The organism is Bacillus sp. EB600 (assembly GCF_024494385.1).
Taxonomy (GTDB): Bacteria; Bacillota; Bacilli; order Bacillales; family Cytobacillaceae; genus JAEVLT01.
The window spans coordinates 14,410-38,905 of record NZ_JAEVLT010000026.1 but is presented as its reverse complement, the minus strand read 5'-3'; the positions used below and the strand labels follow the sequence as shown (position 1 = coordinate 38,905).

Annotated in this window: 24 protein-coding genes; 3 read left to right on the top strand and 21 right to left on the bottom strand. The window is 38.8% G+C overall.

Annotated elements, in window-relative coordinates:
• Positions 1-103 precede the first annotated feature (103 nt).
• The 14 genes from JN080_RS20665 to groES form a co-directional block, all read right to left on the bottom strand.
• Positions 104-535 (bottom strand): MaoC family dehydratase, encoded by a 432-nt coding sequence (locus tag JN080_RS20665; protein WP_256237870.1) that lies wholly within the window; start codon positions 533-535, stop codon positions 104-106.
• Between the two features lie 78 nt (positions 536-613).
• A complete protein-coding gene (locus JN080_RS20660) occupies positions 614-1,369 on the bottom strand; it encodes an SDR family NAD(P)-dependent oxidoreductase (RefSeq protein ID WP_256237869.1) in 756 nt (251 codons plus the stop codon).
• A gap of 72 nt (positions 1,370-1,441) precedes the next feature.
• A complete protein-coding gene (locus JN080_RS20655) occupies positions 1,442-2,221 on the bottom strand; it encodes an enoyl-CoA hydratase/isomerase family protein (protein WP_256237868.1) in 780 nt (259 codons plus the stop codon).
• A 218-nt stretch (positions 2,222-2,439) separates the two neighbouring features.
• Complete coding sequence (locus tag JN080_RS20650; RefSeq protein WP_256237867.1) at positions 2,440-3,186, bottom strand: SDR family NAD(P)-dependent oxidoreductase; 747 nt, start codon at positions 3,184-3,186, stop codon at positions 2,440-2,442.
• Positions 3,187-3,251: 65 nt separating this feature from the next.
• Positions 3,252-4,895: an AMP-binding protein gene (locus JN080_RS20645; protein ID WP_256237866.1), complete on the bottom strand. Its 1,644-nt coding sequence runs from the start codon at positions 4,893-4,895 to the stop codon at positions 3,252-3,254.
• A 19-nt stretch (positions 4,896-4,914) separates the two neighbouring features.
• A complete protein-coding gene (gene menB / locus JN080_RS20640; RefSeq protein WP_256237865.1) occupies positions 4,915-5,715 on the bottom strand; it encodes a 1,4-dihydroxy-2-naphthoyl-CoA synthase in 801 nt (266 codons plus the stop codon).
• 562 nt (positions 5,716-6,277) lie between these two features.
• Positions 6,278-7,738 carry a GntP family permease gene (locus JN080_RS20635; protein WP_256237864.1) on the bottom strand — a complete coding sequence of 487 codons (1,461 nt, stop codon included), beginning with the start codon at positions 7,736-7,738 and terminating at the stop codon, positions 6,278-6,280.
• 542 nt (positions 7,739-8,280) lie between these two features.
• Positions 8,281-9,585: a sigma-54 interaction domain-containing protein gene (locus tag JN080_RS20630; RefSeq protein WP_256237863.1), complete on the bottom strand. Its 1,305-nt coding sequence runs from the start codon at positions 9,583-9,585 to the stop codon at positions 8,281-8,283.
• A gap of 1 nt (position 9,586) precedes the next feature.
• Positions 9,587-10,009, bottom strand: a complete 423-nt coding sequence (locus JN080_RS20625) for a hotdog family protein (RefSeq protein WP_256237862.1) — start codon at positions 10,007-10,009, stop codon at positions 9,587-9,589.
• 255 nt (positions 10,010-10,264) lie between these two features.
• Positions 10,265-11,473 carry an acyl-CoA dehydrogenase family protein gene (locus JN080_RS20620; protein WP_256237889.1) on the bottom strand — a complete coding sequence of 403 codons (1,209 nt, stop codon included), beginning with the start codon at positions 11,471-11,473 and terminating at the stop codon, positions 10,265-10,267.
• Between the two features lie 58 nt (positions 11,474-11,531).
• The gene (locus JN080_RS20615; protein WP_256237861.1) at positions 11,532-12,506 is read right to left on the bottom strand and encodes an electron transfer flavoprotein subunit alpha/FixB family protein; all 975 of its coding nucleotides are present in this window, start codon (positions 12,504-12,506) and stop codon (positions 11,532-11,534) included.
• 16 nt (positions 12,507-12,522) lie between these two features.
• A complete protein-coding gene (locus tag JN080_RS20610) occupies positions 12,523-13,293 on the bottom strand; it encodes an electron transfer flavoprotein subunit beta/FixA family protein (RefSeq protein ID WP_256237860.1) in 771 nt (256 codons plus the stop codon).
• Between the two features lie 482 nt (positions 13,294-13,775).
• On the bottom strand, positions 13,776-15,413 hold the full coding sequence (gene groL, locus JN080_RS20605; RefSeq protein ID WP_256237859.1) for a chaperonin GroEL: 1,638 nt from the start codon (positions 15,411-15,413) through the stop codon (positions 13,776-13,778).
• Between the two features lie 49 nt (positions 15,414-15,462).
• On the bottom strand, positions 15,463-15,750 hold the full coding sequence (gene groES, locus JN080_RS20600) for a co-chaperone GroES (RefSeq protein WP_256237858.1): 288 nt from the start codon (positions 15,748-15,750) through the stop codon (positions 15,463-15,465).
• Between the two features lie 297 nt (positions 15,751-16,047).
• Here groES and JN080_RS20595 point away from each other — a divergent pair, with 297 nt between their 5' ends.
• Both JN080_RS20595 and JN080_RS20590 read left to right on the top strand, forming a co-directional pair.
• Positions 16,048-16,770 (top strand): CPBP family intramembrane glutamic endopeptidase, encoded by a 723-nt coding sequence (locus JN080_RS20595; protein ID WP_256237857.1) that lies wholly within the window; start codon positions 16,048-16,050, stop codon positions 16,768-16,770.
• A complete protein-coding gene (locus tag JN080_RS20590) occupies positions 16,767-16,967 on the top strand; it encodes a YdiK family protein (protein WP_256237856.1) in 201 nt (66 codons plus the stop codon). The genes JN080_RS20595 and JN080_RS20590 overlap by 4 nt, the downstream gene beginning before the upstream one ends.
• 55 nt (positions 16,968-17,022) lie before the next feature.
• Here JN080_RS20590 and JN080_RS20585 read toward each other — a convergent pair whose 3' ends face one another.
• The 5 genes from JN080_RS20585 to moaC form a co-directional block, all read right to left on the bottom strand.
• Positions 17,023-17,733 (bottom strand): cytoplasmic protein, encoded by a 711-nt coding sequence (locus tag JN080_RS20585; protein ID WP_256237855.1) that lies wholly within the window; start codon positions 17,731-17,733, stop codon positions 17,023-17,025.
• Positions 17,734-17,749: 16 nt separating this feature from the next.
• Entirely contained in the window at positions 17,750-18,469 is a 720-nt protein-coding gene (locus tag JN080_RS20580; RefSeq protein ID WP_256237854.1) for a polymer-forming cytoskeletal protein, read from the bottom strand.
• Positions 18,470-18,486: 17 nt separating this feature from the next.
• Positions 18,487-19,113: a YhbD family protein gene (locus tag JN080_RS20575; protein WP_256237853.1), complete on the bottom strand. Its 627-nt coding sequence runs from the start codon at positions 19,111-19,113 to the stop codon at positions 18,487-18,489.
• 168 nt (positions 19,114-19,281) lie between these two features.
• Entirely contained in the window at positions 19,282-19,986 is a 705-nt protein-coding gene (locus tag JN080_RS20570; protein ID WP_256237852.1) for a redox-sensing transcriptional repressor Rex, read from the bottom strand.
• Positions 19,987-20,026: 40 nt separating this feature from the next.
• The gene (moaC, locus tag JN080_RS20565) at positions 20,027-20,521 is read right to left on the bottom strand and encodes a cyclic pyranopterin monophosphate synthase MoaC (protein ID WP_256237851.1); all 495 of its coding nucleotides are present in this window, start codon (positions 20,519-20,521) and stop codon (positions 20,027-20,029) included.
• A 176-nt stretch (positions 20,522-20,697) separates the two neighbouring features.
• Here moaC and JN080_RS20560 point away from each other — a divergent pair, with 176 nt between their 5' ends.
• Positions 20,698-22,617 carry an ABC-F family ATP-binding cassette domain-containing protein gene (locus JN080_RS20560; RefSeq protein ID WP_256237850.1) on the top strand — a complete coding sequence of 640 codons (1,920 nt, stop codon included), beginning with the start codon at positions 20,698-20,700 and terminating at the stop codon, positions 22,615-22,617.
• A 390-nt stretch (positions 22,618-23,007) separates the two neighbouring features.
• On the opposite strand, the gene tsaD is transcribed toward JN080_RS20560, so the two are convergent.
• Positions 23,008-24,033 carry a tRNA (adenosine(37)-N6)-threonylcarbamoyltransferase complex transferase subunit TsaD gene (tsaD, locus tag JN080_RS20555; protein ID WP_256237849.1) on the bottom strand — a complete coding sequence of 342 codons (1,026 nt, stop codon included), beginning with the start codon at positions 24,031-24,033 and terminating at the stop codon, positions 23,008-23,010.
• Positions 24,030-24,479 (bottom strand): ribosomal protein S18-alanine N-acetyltransferase, encoded by a 450-nt coding sequence (gene rimI / locus JN080_RS20550; RefSeq protein ID WP_256237848.1) that lies wholly within the window; start codon positions 24,477-24,479, stop codon positions 24,030-24,032. The genes tsaD and rimI overlap by 4 nt, the downstream gene beginning before the upstream one ends.
• Between the last annotated feature and the right edge of the window lie 17 nt (positions 24,480-24,496).

Here is a 24,496-nt window from a genome sequence, read left to right as displayed (position 1 = left end):
ATTTCGATATTTTAGTAGAGGAAGTAAACGCAAATATGTATTCATATTTGGGTTCTTTAGCAAGCGGAAATTTCGATTCCTTACCCTATTTCCTCTTTACAACCTATAGTTTCATGACTACCGCTTCCCCATCTACTACTATCTCCATATGTTGATTCATCACATGTGTTTTTAACTTAATGATTTTCTTATCATCCCTCTTTTCCACTACCTCGACATTGGCCTTTATCGTATCTCCAATTTTTACAGGTGCAAGAAACTTAAAGTTTTGGGACAAATAGATCGTGTTCGTCCCAGGAAGCCTCATTCCAAGTACAGTAGAAATAATACTACCTGATAAAATACCATGGGCAATTCTTTCTTTAAAAGGTGTATTTTTAGCATATTCTGGATCAAGGTGTACCGGATTAAAATCACCCGTTAGCCTAGCAAATTGAACAATATCATACTCAGTAATTGTTTTAGTAAATGAATCCGTATCTCCTATTTGAATATCTTCGTATAGGAGTTCTTTTTTAATCAGTCTAACTTCCATTTAGTCAACACCCCTTTTTTTGGTTAAACTTTTTACGAATCGAACTGTTTCTCCTGTAGGCTGCCTCGCAATAAGCAATTATCCTAGCATACTATAGCCGCCATTTACCGGTATCACTTGCCCTGTTATCCAGTCAGCATGATTAGATAGTAAAAATAAAATGATTCCTGTTACATCATCCACTTTTCCAAGCCGCTTCAAAGGATATTGTCTTACCATTTTTTCTAATGTTGCCTCGTTAAAATTTAGTGAACGGCTGTCGACCATTCCAAGTGCTACTGTGTTACATTGGACATTGCTTTTCCCTACATCCTGTGCTAATGATTTGATGAAACTAATGGCACCATTCCTGGCAGCTGCGGATAGAATTAAATGTTTGTCCCCAGTCCGAGCTGAATCACCTACAATATTAATCAACTTCCCTTGCTTCTTTTCCATCATTTCAGGGATAAAAGTATGGACTAAATTCAAAACTCCATAAAAGCAAACATCAACTTCTCGTTTCCACTCATCTGGTTGATATTGAAAAAACGTTCTCATCTGGTCAAAACCAGCATTGTTTACGATACAATCAATCCCGCCTAACCCTTGATACAGTTCCTCCTTCATCCTTATGACATCTTCAATGTTTGCGATATCCCCTTTAACAAGGTGAACGTTCACACCAAAAGCACTTTTGATTTTGTTAGCCGTATGAACGGCTTCCTCTTCAGAGCTAAGATAGTGTAAAGCAATATTCGCTCCCTCAGCAGCTGCTGCGAATGCAATTCCTCTGCCAATCCCTTTAGCTGCACCGGTTATGAAGACATTCTTTCCTTTCAAATCAAGTTCCATCTAACTTCTCCTCCTAAAGTGGAAACTGGACTTCTTATTTACAAAATATTAATAAGAAATCAGTTTCTTCATTTAATTTCCTGAAAAGGATGGCTGTCTTTTTTCAAGAAAAGCTTTCGTTCCTTCTACCTTATCTTCTGTTGTATAAAGAAAAGCTTGTGCCAAGCTTTCAATCAATAATCCAGTATCCATATCCACCTCAAAGCCTCGATTCACCACAAGCTTTGCCATTTGAATAGCAAGAGGGCCTTTAGCTAAGATTTTTTCGGCCTTTTCGATCACAGCATCCATTAATACCTCTAGCGGAACTACATCAGTTACTAGGCCGATCGCCTTTGCCTCACTCGCAGAGATCAATTCTCCTGTTAAAATCATATTCATCGCACGGCCTTTTCCAATGATTCGAGTTAACCGCTGTGTTCCTCCTGCACCAGGAATGACTGCTAAGTTTAACTCAGGCAATCCGAATTTTGCATTGTCGGACGCCATCCGAATATCACAGCTCATTGCCAGTTCAGATCCACCGCCAAGAGCAAACCCATTAATAGCTGCAATCGTTGCTTTTTTACTATTTTCAATGCGGCGATACACATCGCTCATACTTCCCGTTTTAAATGCTTCAGTTGCTTTCCTTGTTGTTAGCTGGTTTATATCTGCTCCTGCTGCAAATGCCTTTTCACCCACTCCGGTAAATACAATCACACCGATTTCCTGATCATTCTCTAACTCTTCAAAAGCAGATAAAATTTCTGTTACTGTTTCATTATTCAAGGCATTTCTCACTTCGGGGCGATTGATTTTAATAAATCCAATGTGATTTCCTTTTTCAACAATTAAATTTTCATAGATCATGATGAACTCCTCCTTTAATGATATTTCCGTTGTAACCTGAGCTGCGATATATTCTTTTGAATGTCAGATAGAATCCGACCTCTTTTTTATGAGCTGCATGGGTAGCATTTTCCAATAAATTGAAGTTAGCTACCTAATGCAGCTTGTGAGAAGAGGGACAAATAATTTTTCCCAAACTATTCATCTATTCGAATATCTATTTTTTTGAATTTTCAAAATTAAACCATCGCTAATCCGCCATTGACTGAAAGGGTTTGACCTGTTACATAATCTGCTTCTTCTGACACAAGGAAAGCGACCCCATTTGCAATATCACTTGGTTGTGCTAAACGTCTAAATGGAATAGCTTTTTCAAGTGCTGTTGCAATCCCTTCATTATAAGAACCAATTTCTTCAAAAAGAGGGGTATTACTAGGTCCTGGGGAAATACAATTTACATTGATCTTATGTCTTGCCATTTCTCGTGCCATCGTTTTGGTAAAAGCAATGACGCCTCCTTTAGCAGCCGAGTAGACTGCCTCACCGCTTGAACCCACTCTACCCGAATCAGAAGCAATATTAACTACCTTGCCGCAACCATTTTCAATCATAATAGGTAAAATTTCTTTACAAGTATGAATTTGCCCCATCAAATTAATATCCATAATCAGCTTCCATGTGGTTGGTTCACTTTTTAAAAATGGTTCAACCTTATCCCATCCTGCATTGTTCACGAGTACATCAATTTTTCCAAAATGGGCAAGTGAGGCTCCTACTGCTTCCTGGACACTCTCAAGCTTTGTTACGTCGCAATAAACTGCAACTGCCTTTCCTCCTTCTTTTTCGACAATAGAGACCGTTTCATTTGCATTATCAATATTGACATCGGTTACAATAATATCCATTCCTCGAGAAGCTAATGTTTTCGCAATCTCTCTTCCTATTCCACGTCCTGCTCCAGTAATAAAGGCTACTTTTTTTGTCATTATATTTCCCTCCGGTTTCTTAGTTAAATGATTAAATTTGAATAAACTATTACTCTATCACTCTATTAATTTAATTTCTGTTCACTTAATTGCTGAAGAATCTTTTCTCTCAAGTGGAACTTTTGAATTTTTCCACTGGCAGTTCTAGGGTATTCCTCAACAATTTCCAGATACTCTGGCCAATATTGCTTAGCAACCCCTTTTAGCTTTAGGTATTCTTGCAATAATGGTAGATTCAGAGGCGTCCTTTCAGGTTTCATGCTAATGACTGCGCACGCCTTCTCTTGCAGCCTTGGATCAGGCAGTGCGATAAGCTGCGCATCCATGATGTCCTCATGTTCGTACAATACATTTTCAACATAGGCAACAGGGATATTTTCACCACCACGAATGATAATATCTTTATTTCGCCCCGTAATTCGAATGTAACCATCTTCATCCATAAACGCACGATCCCCTGTGAGAAACCATCCATCCTGAAACTCAGACATGGTACCTTCGAAATTATTCAAATAGCCAACAAATAGGGCTGGTCCTCTGCTAAGAAGGGCTCCTTCTTGATTAGGTGGACAAGGGTCTCCGTTTGAATCAATGACCTTTACTTCCATACTATCAAGCGCTATACCGTCAGTACCTGTCAGTTTTTCTTCAGAATCTTCAATCTTTGTCAAAGTAACGAGACCACATTCCGTTGAACCCCAACCGGCAAGAATGGCAAAACTCACTTTTTTAGAAGCTTCTTTTACCAACGCCATTGGAATCGGTGCACCCATAGCTGCAAATACTCTTAGTGAATCAATGTTTCGACTTTCAACTCCTTCCAATTGCATGATGTCCTGCAGGAATGGAGTCGCACTGGCTGTAAAAGTAATTCCTTCCTCCTCAATTAGTTCAATAAATTCTAACGGGTTCCAAATATCTTGATAAACACCTGTTCCTCCGATCGTAGTCGGAAGGCGCACACCATACCCAAACCCAGTTTGGTGGGCAAAGGTTGAGGCCATGAACATGACATCGTCAGAGGTTAATTGCAAATGATCAATCCAGTAATTGGTTGAGACACAAATGGTATTATGTGTATGCATAACCCCTTTTGGATTTCCTGTTGTACCAGACGTAAAAATAATTTCGGTTACATCATTTGGATCATGAGTGATTTCATCTAATAGGGCCCGATCGTGAATTTCTTCCCAAGGTTTATCAAACAATGATGCGAGCGGCTTCATGTGAGCAGGTACATTCTCGCCAATGACATACACATGCTCAAGTAACGGCCATTGGTGAGACAATCTATCAATCATGGCTGGATAATCAAATCCGCGAAATTCATCGGGAACGACAATCATCTTCGACTCAGCCATTCCAACCATATAACCAATTTCCCGATCTCGATAAATCGGAATCAATGGATTCGTAATGGCACCAATTCTCGTTGCCGCATAGTGAAGAATAATAAATTCATTCCAGTTTGGCAGTTGAATCGAAATGACATCGCCTTTTCCTAAGCCTAATTCCAGCATTCCTAAGGCAACACGGTCGACCATTTTCCCGAGTTCACGGAACGTATAACGGCTCTTTTTATCGATTATCGCCACTTTGTCTGGAAATTTTGCAATAGCATCATTAAGATAATCGAGAATCGTTTTATTTGGCCAATCGGACTGATATTTTTCAATATATTCAGGACTCAAAATCGTTTCAAATTTCACGAACCTCACCATCTCCTAGTTATTTTCTAAACTTACTAAAATCTGCAGATCTTCTTTCAAGAAACGCATTCATTCCTTCAGCAGACTCGTTTGTGTTGTAGAACATGGCTAGACTGCCCATTGCAAGTTGAGAAATCCCTTGGATGTGGGCGCTATCAGCATTAAATGAATATTTAAGCATTTTAAGCGCTGTCGGACTTTTCGCAAGAATCTTAGTAGCCCATTCTTCTGCAGCCGCTTGAAGCTCTTCCGCTGGAACCACTTTATTCACAAGGCCCATTTCCTTAGCTTCTTGTGCAGTATACTGCTCACATAAGTACCAAATTTCTCTCGCTTTCTTTTCCCCAACTACTCTTGCTAAATAAGTAGATCCGAAACCAGCATCATAGCTTCCTACTTTCGGTCCGGCTTGTCCAAACTTGGCTGTTTCTGAAGCAATCGTCATATCACAAATGACATGTAGGACATGCCCTCCGCCAATCGCATATCCATTTACTGCCGCAATCACAGGCTTTGGAATATTCCGAATGGTTTGATGCAAGGTCTCAATTTCAAGGCCGATGCCACCACCTAATCCTCCGTTATAATCGTAACCCCCCTCATCTCCCTTTTCCTTCTGATCCCCACCTGTACAAAATGCTTTCTCGCCAGCACCCGTTAAAATAACAACACCAACCTGGTTATCATCCCAAGCATCGCGGAAAGACCAAATTAATTCTCTAATCGTACGTCCTGTAAAAGCATTGTAAGCCTGAGGTCGATTAATTGTGATCTTTGCTATTCCATTCGTTTTTTCATACAATACTTCCATTAATTCCATTTTTCATTCCTCCATTTTCTTTGTTTCGTTTTCTTTATTAGTTTTTTTCAGTAATGCTGAGTTTCCACTCTTTGCTTCAAATTACGGTCGTTACTTGTTTTCTGTAAAAGAAAAATTAAATAATGTTTTCCCTCCTTTCACTTATTTAATGTTGCAAGTTCTGTGCCAACGTATATTCTTGTTAAAATAAGCATCATAATCTTATAAATATCGCAAACTTAATAATTTTCTCAAAATTAAGAATCATTTGTGCAAAAATGCAAAAATGAGAGACTTATAAGAGTACTCTTGTAGTAGACCTACTAATTCAGATACAAAAAAATACACACTACTAATGTAATGTGCAAATAGTTTTTGAATCTAATGACAGACTGTTCTGCTATTATCCGTATTTGGTTTAATCGCTCCAATATAGTAACAAACTACTCCGGTAATTGGGTTCATTTTGCAACTTTAACAGTAATACTCTTGATTTTAACCTCTGTCCCCTTAATGTCACCATTTTGTATCATTACATAATCCATATCGCGAATCCTTGGTCAGGTGTCCCTATCATTCATACTTATACAATTCCAGTTAGGCTATAAACCCCGATCACAAAGAAACATGCTAAGATTTTTAACACCGTAATAGCAAAAATATCGCGATAGGCCTGTTTATGGGTTAATCCTGTTACGGCAAGAAGGGTAATAATCCCGCCGTTATGGGGCAAAGTATCCATCCCCCCCGAGGCCATTGAAATAACACGATGCATAACTTCTGGGGGAATATTATACTTCACTGCAGCCTCAAGATATTTTTCAGACATGGCACTTAAGGCAATCCCCATTCCCCCTGAAGCGGAACCCGTAATTCCTGCTAGAACATTGGTTGTAATTGCTCCGTTTACAAGGGGATTGGTAAACGTTTGTGAAATGCCATCACGAACAATGCTAAAACCAGGAAGTGCCGCAATTACTGCTCCAAACCCATACTCCGCACCTGTGTTCATTGCAGCAAGTGTTGCTCCTCCAATGCTGGCGTTTATTCCGGATTGGAATTTTGTAATTACCTCTTTCCAATTAAATGCAATGGCTGATATAATCCCAATTACAAGCGCCATTTCCACTGCCCATATTCCGACGACCCCAGAAAGCTGCACTTTACCAAACGATTCCAACCCAATGATGGAAAAGTCAAAGCCATTTGGATACCACTTCGGAATAGACTTGGTAAAAAGCTTGTTTGTTGCCCCTACAAGAATTAGGGGCAAGAAGGCCAATAATTGACGAACCACACTAGACGGAACTTCCATCGTTCTCTCAGCTTGCAATGTCATTGTTTCCGCAGCCGCAGACATTTCCTTTTCGGCTAAAGCAGCGTCCAACCGAGCGTCCCCAAATCCGTAGTAGTTCTCACCATTTGCTTGCGCTTTCTTTCGACGTGATTCCAAATAAAGCATCCCTACAATAAATACAAATATAGAACCAATGATTCCGAGGGTAGGAGCCGCATAAATATCAGTCTTGAAGAATGTCGTAGGAATGACATTTTGAATTTGCGGTGTTCCAGGTAAAGCATCCATTGTAAAGGAAAAAGCTCCTAAAGCGATCGTTCCTGGAATAAGTCTTTTAGGTATATTCGCTTCTCGGAATAAGTTTACAGAAAATGGATAAACTGCAAACACCACAACGAACACGCTTACTCCACTATAAGTCATGATCGCAGACATCAAGACAATCGCTAATATTGCCTGCTTTTCCCCAACCATTTGCACGATTGTTTTAGCAATAGACTGAGCCACACCAGCCATTTCAACTACTTTTCCAAAAATGGCTCCCAGAAGGAAAACTGGAAAGTAAAGCTTAAGAAAGCCAACCATTTTTTCCATAAATACATTAGAGAAAAAAGGTAAAACGTAATTTGGTTCTGTCAACAAAACAGCAAGCAATGCACAAAGTGGAGCGAATAAAATAACAGAGAAACCGCGATAGGCAATGAGCATAAGAAGCCCTAGAGCTAGTAGTATAACGAGAAGATCCATTGATTAACACCCTCTTAATATTTAAGTAAAATCAAATTTTTTTAACAAATTGGAGGTACTACCTCTATCAATTACACGTTCGCTCTTGATCAATTGATACTTGATCCGAAATCAGTCTTAGTCCACCCCCTTTACATCCTTTGTTAATAAAAAAGAGCCAGTAAAAACAACAATGCTCTCACATTGATTGTTTTACTGACTCCTCCAAGGCTCGTCTTCCTGCTAAGGGGATCGAGTGAACAAAGTCTATTAAATAGAATGATCTTCACCAATTCAAACCGGTCATGCAGCAATGCTGTTGCTGTCATCGGATAATAATATAAGTATAGAATAATAGTTTGAATTTTTCAACAATTTAATTTATCGAAAATAAATCAAAGCCATGATCATCACGTCATTAAGTTAACAGTCAATTTCCTTAATAATTACGAATTATTAGTACGAAAAAGGAAAAATGATTTTACTTTTTTAACCTTACTTTTGTGGTCCTACAAATTCTGATACAAAAAATACACACTACTAAGTAGTGTGTATTTTTTGTATTATTTCAGGTTGTACTTAGCTATTTTTCTATACAAGCTCGCAATATGAATTTTTAGCTTTTGAGCAGCTAGAGATCGATCCCCATCCGCTTCTTGTAATGCTCGTTGAATTGCGTTTATCTCTGCGGCTCTTACTTCTTCCTCTAAACTTTGCAGAGGCACGGTTTTCCTATTTGTTGGATTAGTAGACACCTGAGTTGAAAAATAGAGATCATTCATCGATAGGGTGTCTCCCTCCACAATATTCATTCCCCGTTCAATAACAGCCTTTAATTCACGAACATTTCCAGGCCAATCATAATTCAGCATCCAATTATGAAGCTTGGAATCGATATGTTTCACTTCAAGATCAAACTGCAGATTAAAATAATCGATAAAATAAAAAGCTAATGGAAGAATGTCATCTACCCTTTCACGCAGTGAGGGGATCGTTAAATCAAAGACATATAGACGATAAAATAAATCCTGTCTAAACTTCCCTTCCTCTACAAGTTGTCCTAAGTCACGATTTGTTGCGGCAATAATACGGATATCAATGTGTTTACTAACTGTTCCCCCAACCCGTTCAACTTCTTTTTCCTGCAAGACTCGAAGCAGCTTTCCTTGTGCCTCATAAGGGAGTTCAGAAATTTCATCAAGAAAAAGGGTTCCATTCATGGCTAATTCAATTTTTCCAGGCTTTCCTTCTTTTTTGGCTCCACTAAACGCTCCTGGTTCATAGCCAAAAAGCTCTGATTCAAATAATTCCCCAGGGATCGCGGCACAATTCACTGCAATAAAAGGATTATTTTTCCTAGTGCTTATACCATGAATCGCTTGAGCGAATAATTCCTTACCTGTCCCACTTTCCCCTGTCAGCAGCACTGTTGAATTACTAGTAGCGATTCGAGTAGCTAATTCTTTAGCGTTGTTAATCGCCTGACTATTGCCAATTATTTCTTCAAAACTATATTTATTTTGGTGTGGCTTTTTTTTGTTCATTTTTTCTAAATCAATCGTATGCATGAAAGATACCATTTCATAATGCTCGATATCCCCATCGCGGACTAATACCCGATAAATTTCCCGATGCCCTTTTTTCGTTACTCTTATGATACAATTAATCCCAGAGATCACACCAAAGAAGACCCTTTTACGCTTTCGACCATACATCCCATGGATTACATCATGAATCGAACCGCCTAAGATATCATTCCTATTAATTGAAAAGTGTTCACAAAAGTCTAGACTAACGTAAATCAATCTCCCACTGTCATCAACTTCAAGATATCCCCAATCTTCTATTAAATGAATTGCTTTTTCCAATTTATATCACCTTCCCGGTAACATAAATGACAACTTGTCCCTTAATAACCTCAGTTCCATTTTGATTAAAGCATATCACCTTTTGCGTAACCCAGTCTCTTTCATGATTAATATCAATAATCGTCAATTCGGCGGTTATCTCATCTCCAATATACACCGGATGATAATAAATCATTTCTTTTTGTAGTAATACGCAAGCACATCCCGGTAGTTTATCGGTAATCACTTGTGAGATTAAGCCCTCCACCAATAGCGCAGGAATAATTGCCTGAGAATACCCATTCTTCAAACCAACATCATGTCGTTGATAGATTGGATTAAAATCTTTTGTTAATTCATTGCATTGTTGAAGATCATCTTCTGTATAAATCCGCTGTAAACGGGCTATTTGCCCGATAAGCAATTCTGAATTGGTTAAACTCATCAAGAATCCCCCTTTTTGACAAAATTTCTAAAATATCAATATATCAAAATATTTTTTGACAAAATTTTCTCAATTATTAGTATATAACAAATAATAAAAAAATAAAAGTAATCGTTTCCATTTCTAGGAGCAAGTAAACTTTGTCATTTTTATTAAAATAATTAAATAGTATGCTAGTTTTAAAACTGACAAAAAAAGACCATACACCAAAACTTGGGAGTATGGTCCTTTTTCGTATAAAATTGTCTACTTTTTTTATTTTTGTAGAGAAACCTCCTCAAAAGGCCATGCAGGAAGCATTTTTCGAAGTGGCTTATCTTCACGATACCCCAACGCATATTCACCCTGCATAATTGTATGAATCTCTCTTGTTCCCTCGTAAATCACTGGCGCTTTAGAGTTTCGAAGAAAACGCTCAACTGGATATTCATCGGAGTAACCGTATGCACCGTGGACTTGAACCGCGTTATTTGCTGCCTCAAACGCTGCATTACACGCAATCCATTTCGCTAATGACGTTTCTTTTGTATTACGTTTCCCTTGATTTTTCAAAAAGCCAGCCTTATAAACCAGCAAACTGGAAATCTCAAGATCAGCACTCATTTTCGCAATCATCTGTTGAACAAGCTGGTGTTTCCCGATCTCTTTTCCAAATGTTTTTCTCTCATGGCAATATTTCACGCTAGCTTCAAGGCTGGCTTCAATTAAACCAACAGCCCCTGCAGCAACGGTAAAACGTCCATTATCTAGTGCAGCCATAGCAATTTTAAAACCTTCTCCTTCTTCACCGAGCCTATTTTCTACAGGTACTCTTACATCAGATAAAAAGACTTCGCCTGTATTCCCTGCACGGATACCTAATTTACCCTTAAATCCCTTTGTTGATACTCCAGGAAATGTACGTTCAACGATGAAAGCAGTAATCCCTTTATGTGCTGTGTCACGATCTGTTTTCGCAAAAATCAAAAAATTATCTGCATAATCACATAGGGAAATCCATGTTTTTGAACCATTAAGAATATAAGCATCCCCGTCTCTTCGTGCTATTGTTTTCATTGCGGCTACATCACTTCCGGCATCTGGTTCCGTCAAACCAAACGCACCAATCTTTTCTCCTTTTGCCTGAGGTACCAAGTACTTTTGTTTTTGCTCTTCATTGCCCCATTGTAATAATGTCATACTGTTTAAACCGGTATGAACAGAAACAGCTGTACGATATGCCGTATCGCCACGTTCTAATTCTGCACAAACAATGGCAAGTGTATTATAATCCATGCCGGCTCCGCCGTATTCCTCTGGAATACAAACACCCATTAGCTGCAATTCAGACAATTTTTTCATAATAGAAGGTTGAAATTCATGATTGCGATCCCACTCTTGAATGTACGGGATAATTTCTTTATCAACAAACTTCCTCACCATTTTTTGCACACTTTGTTGTTCTTCAGTTAATTCAAAATTCATCATCAAAAACTCCTCCTAATTTCAATTTATATAGAATATATTGCGTCTGGTACCTATCTTAGCTAACAACTACACTTTTCATTTCTTCAATAAACAATGGAATAACCTCGAATAAATCCCCAACAATACCATAATCAGCTACATCAAAAATAGGTGCTTCCGGATCCTTATTGATCGCGACAATAACTTTTGAATTGGACATCCCTGCTAAATGTTGAATTGCTCCCGATATCCCCACTGCAATATAGAGATCCGGAGTGACAACCTTACCGGTTTGTCCGATTTGTAAAGAATAATCGCAATAACCTGCATCACAAGCACCGCGTGAAGCACCCACTGCAGCACCCAGTACATTGGCAAGTTCCTCCAAAAGTTGAAAGTTCTCTGCAGCCTTCACACCACGGCCGCCGGAAACAATAATTTTTGCTTCAGACAAATCGATTCCACCTGTTGATTTTCGCACAATATCCTTAATTGTTGTACGTAAATCTTTAATGTCCGCTTTGACATTACTTACATCACCGGAACGTGATTCATCTTTTTCGAGTGGAGTAATATTATTCGGACGCACCGTTGCGACAATCATGCCATCTTTAATTTTAACCTTTTCAAAGGCTTTACCCGAATAAATTGGGGTTGTGAAAATAGCCTCTTCATCAACAACTTCGATATTGACCGCATCTGATACAAGTCCGGCATTTAATTTTGTCGCAATTCTAGGTGATAAGTCTTTTCCTTGTGCTGTATGTCCCATAATAAGTCCATCTGGCTTTTCTGTATCGATTACTTGAAATAACGCTTGTTGGTATGCATCAGTTGTATACACTTTTAATTCCGGATGCTCTACCTTTACCACGCGGTCTGCTCCATAGTGAAGCAACGTTAAAATTTCATCACCTATTGATTCTCCAAATAAGGCTGCAACTACTTCTCCGCCATCTGTAATGAGTTTCGCTGCTGCAACAGCTTCAAATGAGACATTTCTCAAAACACCCTCGCGAATATCACCTAAAACTAATATTTTTCTTTTCATAATTTACCTCCTCAAGTTAAATAACTTTTGCCTCAGATTTTAATAATGACACTAGCTCTTGAACTTGATTATTTAATTCACCCTCCAAGACTTTACCCTGTTGTTTCCTTGGCGGCAGGAAGCGGTCAATCTTTACCGTTTTAGCCTCTATATCATCTTCTTCTATATCTAAGTCATCTAACTCAAGTGTCTCCAATGGTTTCTTTTTTGCTTTCATAATCCCAGGTAAGGATGGATATCGAGGTTCGTTCAAACCCTGTTGAGTGGTCACCAAAACAGGAAGTGATACTTCGATTGTTTCTTCGTCTCCTTCCACATCATGTACGATGATGGCTTTTCGACCATCAATCTCAAGGTTGGTAATCGACGTGACCTGCGGGATTCCCAGAATTTCGGCTACACGCGGCCCTACTTGACCCGAACCTCCATCAACAGCTACGTTACCTGCGAGGATAATATCTGCCTCTTTATCTTTTAAATAGGTTGACAGAATGGTAGCAGTGGAGAATTGATCAATATCTTCCAAACTTTCACTATCAATTAACACAGCTTTGTCAGCTCCCATTGCAAGAGCGGTACGAAGCTCCTTTTCTGCTTCCTCTTCTCCAAAGGTTAGAACAGTCACTTCACCGCCGTGTTTTTCCTTGAGAGCGATCGCTTCTTCGATGGCGTACTCGTCATAAGGATTAATGATAAATTCAACACCATTGCTCTTGATGTTACCGTTTTCAATCATGATTTTTTCTTCGGTATCAAAGGTACGTTTCATAATCACATAAATGTTCACTTATGTCTCTCCTTTTTCGATTTATTATTTTTATCCAATATTGGATACTAACTAACGTAAAAAAATCATGTAGTTCTGTAAATCAAATATTCCTCCTCTCACTACTAATAACGTTGCAAGTTTCATGCCAACAGTTGTTCCTTATAAACAAAGACCTAGGTCTATGCCTTCTCGCAAAATTGAGAATTTTCGCATAATTGTTAATCACTTTTGCAAAAGGCGTTTCATCGAGTAGGAGGCACGTTACTGTGCCGATCTCTTACACCACCGAATGTGAGTTTGAATAACAAAGTCGATATTTTTTGTTTAACCAAATTCATTCAGCTATATTTGATATGCAAATTTTAACAACACAAAAAGGACTACCCCCCTAATAATAGGAAGTAGTCCTTGGTATTGAATAAAGTTATTACTGTGAGTAGTTCTCAGTTTGGGCGAAAAATAGCTGTAACTATTTCTCAAATGCAAGGCTTTTAAAAGCCTTACATCATGCCGCCCATTCCGCCCATTCCACCCATGCCGCCCATGTCAGGCATTCCAGCACCAGCAGGTTCTGGTTTGTCAGCAACAACTGCTTCAGTTGTTAAGAACATAGCAGCAACAGATGCAGCGTTTTGAAGAGCAGAACGTGTTACTTTTGTTGGGTCAACGATACCAGCATCGATCATGTTTACCCATTGGCCAGTAGCAGCGTTGAAGCCTGTGCCAATTTGTTCATTTTTTAAGCGTTCAACGATAACGGATCCTTCAAGACCAGCGTTCGCAGCAATTGTGCGGACTGGTTCTTCAATTGCACGTAGAACGATGTTAACGCCTGTAGCTTCGTCACCTTCAGCTTGAACTGCAGCTACTTTTTTGTATACGTTTAGAAGAGCAACGCCACCACCGGATACGATACCTTCTTCAACTGCAGCACGAGTTGAGTTCAAAGCATCTTCAATGCGAAGCTTGCGTTCTTTTAATTCTGTTTCAGTAGCAGCTCCAACTTTAATAACTGCTACACCACCTGCTAATTTAGCAAGGCGCTCTTGTAATTTTTCCCGGTCAAATTCAGAAGTAGTTTCTTCTAATTGAACACGGATTTGGTTTACGCGTCCTGCAATTGCAGCAGAATCGCCTGCACCTTCAACGATTGTTGTATTTTCTTTTGTTACAACAACTTTGTTAGCACGGCCTAAAGAAGCAATTGTTGCAGATTTAAGGTCACGGCCAAGTTCTTCTGTAATCACTTCAGCGCCAGTTAAAGCAGCGATATCTTCAAGCATTGCTTTACGACGGTCGCCAAAACCAGGTGCTTTAACAGCTACAGCATTGAATGTTCCGCGAAGCTTATTAACTACTAAAGTAGCAAGTGCTTCACCTTCAACATCTTCAGCAATCAACAATAATGGTTTACCTTGTTGAACGACTTGCTCAAGAACAGGAAGGATTTCTTGAATGCTTGCGATTTTTTTATCAGTAATTAAAATGTATGGATTGTCTAAAATAGCTTCCATTTTGTCAGTATTGGTTACCATATAAGGAGATGCATAACCACGGTCGAATTGCATACCTTCTACTACGTCCAATTCAGTTGTGAAGCCTTTTGATTCTTCAATGGTAATAACGCCATCATTACCAACGCGTTCCATTGCTTCAGCAATCAATTGACCTACTTCTTCGTCACCGGAAGAAATAGCTGCTACTTGAGCGATAGAAGCTTTGTTTTCAACTGGTTTTGAAATTGCTTTTAATTCTTCAATAGCTGTTGCGACAGCTTTTTCAATCCCTTTGCGGATTACCATTGGATTTGCACCAGCTGTTACGTTCTTTAAGCCTTCACGAATAATTGCTTGGGCAAGAACAGTTGCAGTTGTTGTACCGTCACCAGCTACATCATTTGTTTTGCTTGCAACTTCAGCAACAAGCTTTGCACCCATGTTTTCGAATGCATCTTCTAATTCAATTTCTTTCGCAATTGTTACACCATCATTTGTAATAAGAGGTGAACCGAATTTTTTCTCAAGAACCACGTTGCGTCCTTTAGGTCCTAAAGTTACTTTTACTGCATTTGCTAAGGCATCTACACCGCGAAGCATTGCGCGACGAGCGTCTTCACTAAATTTAATTTCTTTAGCCATTGTATAAAAACCTCCTCATAATTTTTATTTATAATTTGTTCGGATCTAATTACTTACCAATTACAGCAAGAATATCGTTTTCACGGACAACTAAGTATTCAGTACCCTCGTATTTTACTTCTGTACCAGCATATTTTGAGAAGATAATGCGGTCACCTACAGAAACTTCAAGTGCTACACGTTCACCGCTATCAAGAACACGACCTGTACCAACGGCAACAACTTTACCTTCTTGAGGTTTTTCCTTTGCAGTGTCTGGTAATACAATACCGCTTGCAGTTTTTTCTTCTAATTCAACAAGCTCAATGACAACACGATCACCTAATGGTCTTAACAAATCTAACAACCTCCTCAAATATTTAAGATATTTTCTGTCATTATTAGCACTCACTCATCATGAGTGCTAACACAATTATTATAATAATTAATCTAACCAATTTTTGCAAGTGAGAAGCAAAAAAATTTATAAAGAAAATTAATGATTCTTTATGCAACCTTAAAAGTATGTAACTCCCAGTTGATAATCATACATCCTATTTTTAAAAAAATGCTCTAATTTGAAAGAGGGGCTTTAGTAAGAGTAAAATAAATAATAGTGTAGAAAATATCGTTGAATTTGAAGGAGATTGCAATTTTGAAAAGGGAGTATTGGTTTGTCCTACTTGTCTATATTGTCATGCAGCTGTCGAGCTTTATCGGAGTCCCCCTTATGATCAAATTCCTAGATATTTTAGGAAAAGATCAAACAGATGCGATTCCGTATTGGCTGATCTTAAGCTTTTCGATCGCTCTTATTATGGTCCTGTTTATCCTTAGAAAAGAAATAAGCTTATCAGGTTTTGAACGAAAGGGAAGCTCATTAGGGGTATCCGTTATATGGGCCATTTTCGGGATTTTTCTGGCTTTGTTTGCCCAAACACTGGCAGCCAATATTGAACGGTTTTTTGGAGTCCCAGTCGGGTCGGAAAACACAAAACAAATTCTGAAAATCATTCAAACATTCCCATTGGCCATTCTTGTCAGCTCCATTATTGGGCCAATATTAGAAGAGATCATTTTTCGTAAAATACTTTTTGGCGGACTGTATGGACGCTTTAACTTCTTCGTCTCTGCTCTCATTAGTTCACTCATCTTTGCGTTGGCGCATACCGAACCGCAGCACATCCTTTTGTACGCTTCCATGGGATTTACATTTGCCTTTCTTTATGTAAAAACAAAGCATATTTTAGTGCCAATATTTGCTCACACAGCAATGAATACCATTGTTGTTTTAATCCAATTTGTTTATCAAGACGATATTGAAAGACTAAGCAGAACAGCACATGGTATTCAAAATTTTATCGGAGGATTCTTATGAAAAAGTCACCTTTGTTTTCCGGCTTCATTTATCTGTTTTTAGGCTTATTATTTACGTATTTTGCTATCCAGAATGTCCAAGATAGCGGTTGGAGCATTTTCGCGATTTTGCTCGTCATATTGGCAACCTTTGATTGTGGTTCAGGATTAAAAATACTTCTTTCCTCATTTCAATTAAAAAAAAATAAGCAGAAATAAGTAAAGGGTCTTTTCACTTTTTCGTGAAAAGCCCTATTTTTGTTCCTCATATTCGTTATCCCCGTTTTGTCTTTACTTTTACGTTTGAATCTGTGTCTTGGCTAAAGCTGTCTGAGTATTCCACCTGTCCAATCGTACAGCCTGGTCCGATCTTGACTGTATTCCCTCTAACAATTTCAGCTTCGGTATTCTCAAGATAAATATCGTCTCCTTCGATTATCTTAGCTATTAGAAGCCCTTCATCCTTTAAAAATGGAATCAGTAAGGATTTTCTTTTTACAGTAATGTTTCCGCCGCCAATTTCCTCTGCAGAACTACGGCAATGCCTCAGTCTTACTGTAATCGTATCAGCACTTAACAGTCCATTCACTTCAAAGCTTCCAATCGAATGAAACGTATCAAATTCAACATCGCCATCCACAGATAAGCTTCCCTTTATGTCTGCCTTTGCGCCGTTTAAATACTCGCCGGCATCCAGCATTCCGCGGACTTTTAATTCCTTTATCTCCGCTTGGCTTTCAATCGACATTGTTCCCATAACGAGGCATTTCTGAGCTGTCATCCGGCCTTTTATTTCAGCTTCCCCAAAAACCCTCATTGACTCCACTTTTACATTTGCCAGCGCTTCGCTTGTTCCATATGTCTTAAAAACCGAACCTTCGATATCACTTACAATCGTGCCTTCGCCCCTAATGACCACTTTATCGTAACTGCCACCGGAATAACTTCCAGAGCCATTAATAACCAGGTTTTGACCTTTCACCATAACTGCTCCTCCTCCCTTATAGTTTTTTGCTGTCAGTTACAATTGCTTTTTTATCTCTATGAAAAGTGTCCGTGTATTCAACCAGCCCAATAGTACAATTTGGTCCAATCTTTACATGATTCCCGCGGACAATCTTGGCCTTTGTGTTTTCAATTTCAATATGATCGCCTTCGATTAAGTCTGCTTCAAGTATATTTTGAAAAAAAGGCTTAAATATAGTCCCGAAGAACGATGTTTTCTGTTTTACCGTGATCGTCTGCCCGCCAATTTCTTCTGCCTTGCATTCCCCGTAGATTTTTACATCAATTTGATCGGCATTTAGAAGACCACCGATGGTAAACTGACATTCTGATTTAAAAACTTCCGCTTCACAGTCTTCTCCGACAGTGAAACGGCCTCTCACTTTGATTTCTTCACTTTTCAAGGAGCCGTTAACCGTTACACTCCCCGATATTTTCAATTTTTTGACAACAGCGTTTTTTTCAATCTTACCTCTGCCCTCAATACTCAAAAATTGACTCTCTACATTCCCGGCAACCTTCCCATTACCGCTTATTCTTGCCGTTTTGGAGTGAAGGCTTCCATTTACAAATCCAGTTCCATTGCATTCAAAATCAACGCAGTCGATATCACTGTTAACCGTCCCTTTTCCATTTAAAACAACGCGATTGAACGCTCCGCCGTTTGATGCTCCAAAACCATTAATTGTTAGGTCGCCCCTATTTTCCGTTTCCATTTCCATTCACCTCAATCCTATTCGACTAATTTCGCTTTTATTTCCTCCATAAGGTAAAGAAAAGATAGCTGCGCAATGACTTTTGTTCCCTTTTCAAAATGGATTTCTTCCCCATTGATCAGTAAAAGACAGCTGGAAATCCCTAACTTACGGATTACCACCAATTCACATTTTTTTTGCTTACTAACTGTTTCATTATCTTTTAACATTTGAAGAATCATTTTTCCTTCTTCCAGATTGATTTCTCCGGATTGAAGTAATTTATCGAGAATAAATACTTCTAATATTCTCGATAAATTAAGTTGGGCACCACGCACATCATTTTCTAGATAAAAATGAATTACTTGATCCGAAACAATGTTACGTTTTATTAATTCATCTTTATGTAAATTTAATTCTGTCAAATTAGGTGAAAACATTTCCGCTAATTCATCTAGAGAAAGGTTTTCCTTCATTGTTTGAATTTTATTGATTCTATCTAGAATCTTTTCTTTTGGAAAAAATGTTTCTTGCCCGGTAAAAGTTGATTTTCTTACAAACCACTCCTCAGGAATTAAATCTTTTCTTTTCCACCGATACAGCTGTCCATAGGAGATTCCCGTCAACTCCAACAAATCCTTTTTTGAAATTAATTCTTCGTTCATTTCGAAAACTCCTTCCTATCTCCAACATAACATAACACTGTTACGTTGTAAAGTAGGTCTCTTCTGTACAACATAAAAATGGTTGACTTCTAATGTAAAGTACAAGCGGACGCTTCTTTACGCTAAAAAAGACCCATTCACGTATTAGTGAATAGGCCTTCTCATTACTTATATTTCTTCTTCAACTTCGACTTCTTTTTCAACCTCAACTTCTACTTCTGCTGCAACTTCACTTGCGTTTGAATAGTGCTTTAGGAAATAAACAAGTGATTGGAGCTCTACTGCTAAGTCAATATGATGGACTCTAATTGTAGAAGGGACGTTTAATCTTGCTGGAGTAAAGTTTAAAATGCCTTTAACCTTCGCTTTTACGAGACTATCCGTAATTTGTTGGGCAACCGGTGCTGGAACCGTTAAGATTGCGACGGAAATATTCTCTTCTAGTAAGTGCTTTTCTAGGTCATCCATATGGAAGACTGTTACATCCCCGATCTTGGTTCCAACCTTTCCAGGGGAAACATCAAAAGCACAATCTATTTTTGTATTATTATTTTTCATAAAGTTGTAATTTAAGAATGCTGTACCCAGGTTCCCGACCCCAATTAAGGCCACTTTTGTTAACTCATCCTGGTCAAGAGTCTTTCGAAAGAAAGATAACAAGTAGTTTACATTATAACCGTAACCCTTTTTTCCTAATGCTCCAAAATAAGAGAAGTCTCTGCGGATCGTTGCAGAATCTACTTTAACCGCTTCACTCAATTCTGCTGATGAAACCCTTTGTTTTCCGGAGGAATGTAAGGCATTTAAAAAACGATAATATAAGGGGAGCCGTTTTGCTGTTGCTTGTGGTATTTTCGTTGTTTCATTACTCATAAGTCTTCTTCACCCCGCTCGAATTAATTCATTCTCATTATTAAATTTGCTGAGTTCGCTTGAAATCACCATTTTTGCCGCCTGTTTTTTCTACCAAATAGGTTGGACCAATTACCATCCCTTTATCAACGGCTTTACACATATCATAAACAGTTAATGCACAAACGGACGCTGCCGTGAGCGCTTCCATTTCAACACCTGTATTCCCTTTTGTTTTAACTGCTGCAGCAATCATTAATGTATATGCCTCGGAATCAGTTTTTTCCCAAGCGAATGAAATGTTTATTCCTTTTAGAGGAATTGGATGACACATAGGAATAATATCCCATGTTTTCTTTGCTGCCATAACTGCTGCAACTTGGGCTACGGCTAATACATCACCCTTTTTTATTTCATTATTTGTAATCTTGTCAAATATTTCTTTATTTACAGTAATACTTGAATGGGCAAGCGCGGTTCTGGCTGTTTCAGGCTTATCACTTACGTCTACCATCTTTGCTCTGCCTTCTTCATTGAAGTGTGTGAATTCTGCCATAAATATTCCTCCCTACAAATCATACACTATTTTATCCTAAATGTGTGTGAAACTTTGAACGTTTAGTCATAAAAAATAGTTCTCCCGGCTTATTTTCTTATTTCTCTGGTCAACAGCTTTATTGCCGACCTCTCCGGAATACGGTAAACTATTCCTAGTACTTGAGGTGAAAAAAAATGATTTTATTACAAGTAAATCAACTGTCAAAATATTATGGTGCTGATCTTATTTTATCGAATATAAAGCTTGAATTACAAACTAGGGACCGTGTTGCACTTGTTGGACGTAACGGTGCTGGAAAATCGACCTTACTCAAGATGATAGCTGGACAGCTATCCCATGATGATGGTGAAATAATCAAACCAAAAGAAGTCGCAATTGGCTATTTAGCACAAAATACTGGTTTAGAATCTAGGTTATCGATTTGGGACGAAATGCTGACGGTTTTTGAGTCTGTTCAAATGATGGAAAAGAACCTGAGGAAATTAGAGGGACAAATGGCTGATCCCGATGTTTTCAACGATCAGGCTAAATATGAAAGAGTTCTTAAAGAATATGATCAATTGCAGGTGAAATTTAAGGAGATTGGCGGCTACCAGTACGAAGCAGATATTCGCTCTGTCCTGCATGGCCTAAACTTCCACGATCCTTCTACACTGATATCAAGTCTAAGCGGCGGACAAAAAACACGGCTTGCCTTAGGGAAACTCTTATTAACAAAGCCTGACATTCTCATTTTAGACGAGCCTACGAACCATTTAGACATCGATACCCTCTCTTGGCTGGAGCAATACCTCCAAGGCTATGACGGTGCTATTTTAATTGTTTCTCATGACCGTTACTTTCTTGATAAGGTGGTTAACCAGGTTTATGAGGTATCCCGCCACCATATCAAGAAATACACAGGCAACTACAGTACTTATTTAGACCAAAAAGCAGCTAATTATGAACGTGACATGAAACTTTTTGAAAAACAACAGCAAGAAATTGCTAATTTAGAGGACTTTGTCCAACGGAATTTGGCTCGGGCATCAACCACAAAGAGAGCCCAAAGCCGCCGTAAACAGCTTGAAAAGATGGACAGAATGGACCGTCCTCTTGGTGATGAAAAATCAGCCTCCTTTTCGTTTGAGATTGAAAAACAAAGCGGAAATGACGTGTTGAAGGTAAATTCACTAACTGTTGGTTATTCCGGTAAAAAGGTTTCCGAAGGCATCTCTTTTCGCGTTTCCAGAGGTGAAAGCATTGCCCTTGTTGGTCCTAATGGGATTGGAAAGTCAACCTTGCTGAAAACAATCATTAAAAAGCAGCCATCCCTTTCAGGCTCCGTTCAATATGGATCGAACTTATCAATTGGATACTACGACCAGGAGCAGGCTGAATTAACATCCAACAAACGAGTATTGAACGAACTTTGGGATGATTATCCATTAAAGCCGGAAAAAGAAATCCGCACCACTCTAGGTAACTTTTTATTCTCTGGTGACGATGTCTTAAAAATTGTTTCTACCTTAAGCGGTGGCGAGAAAGCTAGGCTTGCTTTGGCAAAGTTAATGTTGGAAAAGGCAAATTTATTAATTTTGGACGAGCCTACCAACCATCTTGATCTCGACAGCAAGGAAGTACTCGAAAATGCCTTAATTGATTACCCCGGTACAATTTTATTTGTTTCGCATGACCGGTATTTTATTAATCGAATTGCAACCAAGGTTATAGAATTGAGTAATGAAGGCAGCACAGAATTTCTCGGCGATTATGATTATTATGTTGAAAAGAAAACCGAGATAGAAGAACTCGTGCAGCTGGAAAAATTATCAACAAAAGCTGTGGCAATATCAGATCCGCAGGACAAGACCACCTATCAACAAGATAAAGAAAGTAAAAAGCAAGAAAGGCAGCGGAAACGAAAGCTTGAAGAACTTGAATTAAAAATTGAAGAGCTTGAAGAAATGATTGGCGAATACGAACAACAGCTTTGTGATCCGGGTGTTTTCCAAGATCACGAGAAAGTATTGGCGATTACTGAAATAAATGAACAATCCAAAGCAGACCTAGAGAAGCTCATGGACGAGTGGGCAGAGTTGGCGGAGGAATAAACGGGTAAGCTTTCGAAAGAGTATCAACTTTTTCCTTTATTACCTTCATTAAAAGTTATCCACAGGTTATTATTTTATAATTTCCTAGACAGTAACAAGGCGGGAAACAATTCCCGCCTTTTTTCCACAAAGTTATCCACAGTTAAAAAGGTAAATCTCCAACTTTCCAAAAGGTTTTCCACATTATCCACAGAAATCGTTAAAGTTATCCACATTGTCAACAGGACTAGTTCGGTTTATCAACATTATTCATTTGTTACCTCATTAAATTTTTTAAGTTATCCACAAAAAAAGAACCAAAGTTGTTATCGCTAACCATATTTAGCAATCAGTGAATTACCCTCATGCTATATATGGATGTTGAAACACATTGGCTCTTTTAAGGAAAAATCAGTCATTATATTTTTCAATTTCAAGTCCTGGATTAGCATTTAACGATAATTCAGCACGTTTTCCTTTGTCATACATAATACTTCCGGCAGCAGCAATCATAGCCGCGTTATCTGTACAAAACGATATAGGAGGAATAACCAATTCAATTTCTTCTTTATTGGCAAAAGCGGCACTTAAAGCGGTTCGTAAGCCTTTATTGGCAGCAACTCCTCCTGCTAACAATACTTGCTTCACGCCGTATTCTGCTACTGCCTTTTCTGTTTTCGTTACGAGTACTTCCACCACACTTGCTTGAAAGCTGGCAGCCAAATCTTCTGGTGCAATTTTTTCACCGCGTTGTTCTGCATTATGAACCGTATTAATAACGGCTGATTTTAAACCGCTAAAGCTGAAATCATAGGAATTCTCCTCTAACCACGCTCTTGGCAAATCGATTGTAGGTTTTCCTTCCTGTGCTAAACGGTCAATCTGCGGACCACCCGGATACGTCAAATTTAATGTCCTGGCAACCTTATCATAAGCTTCACCAGCAGCATCGTCTCTTGTTTCCCCAATTACTTCAAAGTGACCATGCTCCTTCATATAAACCAACTCTGTATGGCCTCCTGACACCACAAGGGCGATAAGCGGAAACTTCATTTCTGAGACTAATCGGTTCGCATAAATATGTCCAGCAATATGATGGACAGCGACAAGCGGAATATCATGGGCAAATGCCAGCGCTTTTGCAGCATTTACGCCAATTAATAAAGCCCCGACTAACCCTGGTCCTTCCGTAACGGCAATCGCATCAAGGTCAGCAAAGGTAAGACCTGATTGGTTCATCGCTTCCTCTAACACGATTGTTATTTGCTCAACATGGTGGCGGGAGGCAATTTCAGGAACGACCCCGCCAAAGCGCTTATGACTTTCAATTTGAGAGGCGACAACATTTGCAACGATTTCCCGGCCGTTTTTAATAATCGCTACCGCTGTTTCATCACAGCTTGATTCGACTCCCATTACCAATTGGTCTTTTTTCATAATCTCACCCACATTACTAATGCATCTTCATGATTATCTGTATAATAATTCTTACGTAGACCGCCATTCTGAAAACCAAATTTCCGATATAGCGATTGGGCAATATAGTTCGTAACCCGCACTTCAAGTGTCATGCTTTTTGCCCCCATCGTTTTGGCAACCTCAAAGAGATTCTGCATTAAAGCGTCTCCCAGTTTTTTGCCTCTATAGTCTGGTAATATGGCGATGTTTGTTACATGCGCTTCATCAACCACTATCCAGACTCCACAGTACCCGACAACTTTTTTGTCAATTTCAAGTACAATATAAATTGCAAATTTATTCATGTTAAGTTCATTATAAAAAGCTTCACGGCTCCAAGGTGTTGCAAAGGAGGCATGCTCAATTTCTAACACCTGGTCAATATCCTCTTCCCTCATAAACCGAAAAACGATTGATTCATCCATTTCTCTCTATTCCTATC

Coding starts and splice junctions, on each gene's coding strand:
- moaC (WP_256237851.1), bottom strand. CDS start 20,521: ATGGCAGAATTCACACACTTCAATGAAGAAGGCAGAGCAAAGATGGTA.
- JN080_RS20625 (WP_256237862.1), bottom strand. CDS start 10,009: ATGAGTTTAACCAATTCAGAATTGCTTATCGGGCAAATAGCCCGTTTA.
- JN080_RS20560 (WP_256237850.1), top strand. CDS start 20,698: ATGATTTTATTACAAGTAAATCAACTGTCAAAATATTATGGTGCTGAT.
- JN080_RS20655 (WP_256237868.1), bottom strand. CDS start 2,221: ATGATCTATGAAAATTTAATTGTTGAAAAAGGAAATCACATTGGATTT.
- JN080_RS20665 (WP_256237870.1), bottom strand. CDS start 535: ATGGAAGTTAGACTGATTAAAAAAGAACTCCTATACGAAGATATTCAA.
- menB (WP_256237865.1), bottom strand. CDS start 5,715: ATGGAATTAATGGAAGTATTGTATGAAAAAACGAATGGAATAGCAAAG.
- groL (WP_256237859.1), bottom strand. CDS start 15,413: ATGGCTAAAGAAATTAAATTTAGTGAAGACGCTCGTCGCGCAATGCTT.
- rimI (WP_256237848.1), bottom strand. CDS start 24,479: ATGGATGAATCAATCGTTTTTCGGTTTATGAGGGAAGAGGATATTGAC.
- JN080_RS20620 (WP_256237889.1), bottom strand. CDS start 11,473: ATGAATTTTGAATTAACTGAAGAACAACAAAGTGTGCAAAAAATGGTG.
- JN080_RS20635 (WP_256237864.1), bottom strand. CDS start 7,738: ATGGATCTTCTCGTTATACTACTAGCTCTAGGGCTTCTTATGCTCATT.
- tsaD (WP_256237849.1), bottom strand. CDS start 24,033: ATGAAAAAAGACCAATTGGTAATGGGAGTCGAATCAAGCTGTGATGAA.
- JN080_RS20570 (WP_256237852.1), bottom strand. CDS start 19,986: ATGAGTAATGAAACAACGAAAATACCACAAGCAACAGCAAAACGGCTC.
- JN080_RS20580 (WP_256237854.1), bottom strand. CDS start 18,469: ATGGAAACGGAAAATAGGGGCGACCTAACAATTAATGGTTTTGGAGCA.
- JN080_RS20590 (WP_256237856.1), top strand. CDS start 16,767: ATGAAAAAGTCACCTTTGTTTTCCGGCTTCATTTATCTGTTTTTAGGC.
- JN080_RS20660 (WP_256237869.1), bottom strand. CDS start 1,369: ATGGAACTTGATTTGAAAGGAAAGAATGTCTTCATAACCGGTGCAGCT.
- JN080_RS20615 (WP_256237861.1), bottom strand. CDS start 12,506: ATGAAAAGAAAAATATTAGTTTTAGGTGATATTCGCGAGGGTGTTTTG.
- JN080_RS20575 (WP_256237853.1), bottom strand. CDS start 19,113: ATGAACGAAGAATTAATTTCAAAAAAGGATTTGTTGGAGTTGACGGGA.
- JN080_RS20650 (WP_256237867.1), bottom strand. CDS start 3,186: ATGACAAAAAAAGTAGCCTTTATTACTGGAGCAGGACGTGGAATAGGA.
- JN080_RS20585 (WP_256237855.1), bottom strand. CDS start 17,733: ATGGTGAAAGGTCAAAACCTGGTTATTAATGGCTCTGGAAGTTATTCC.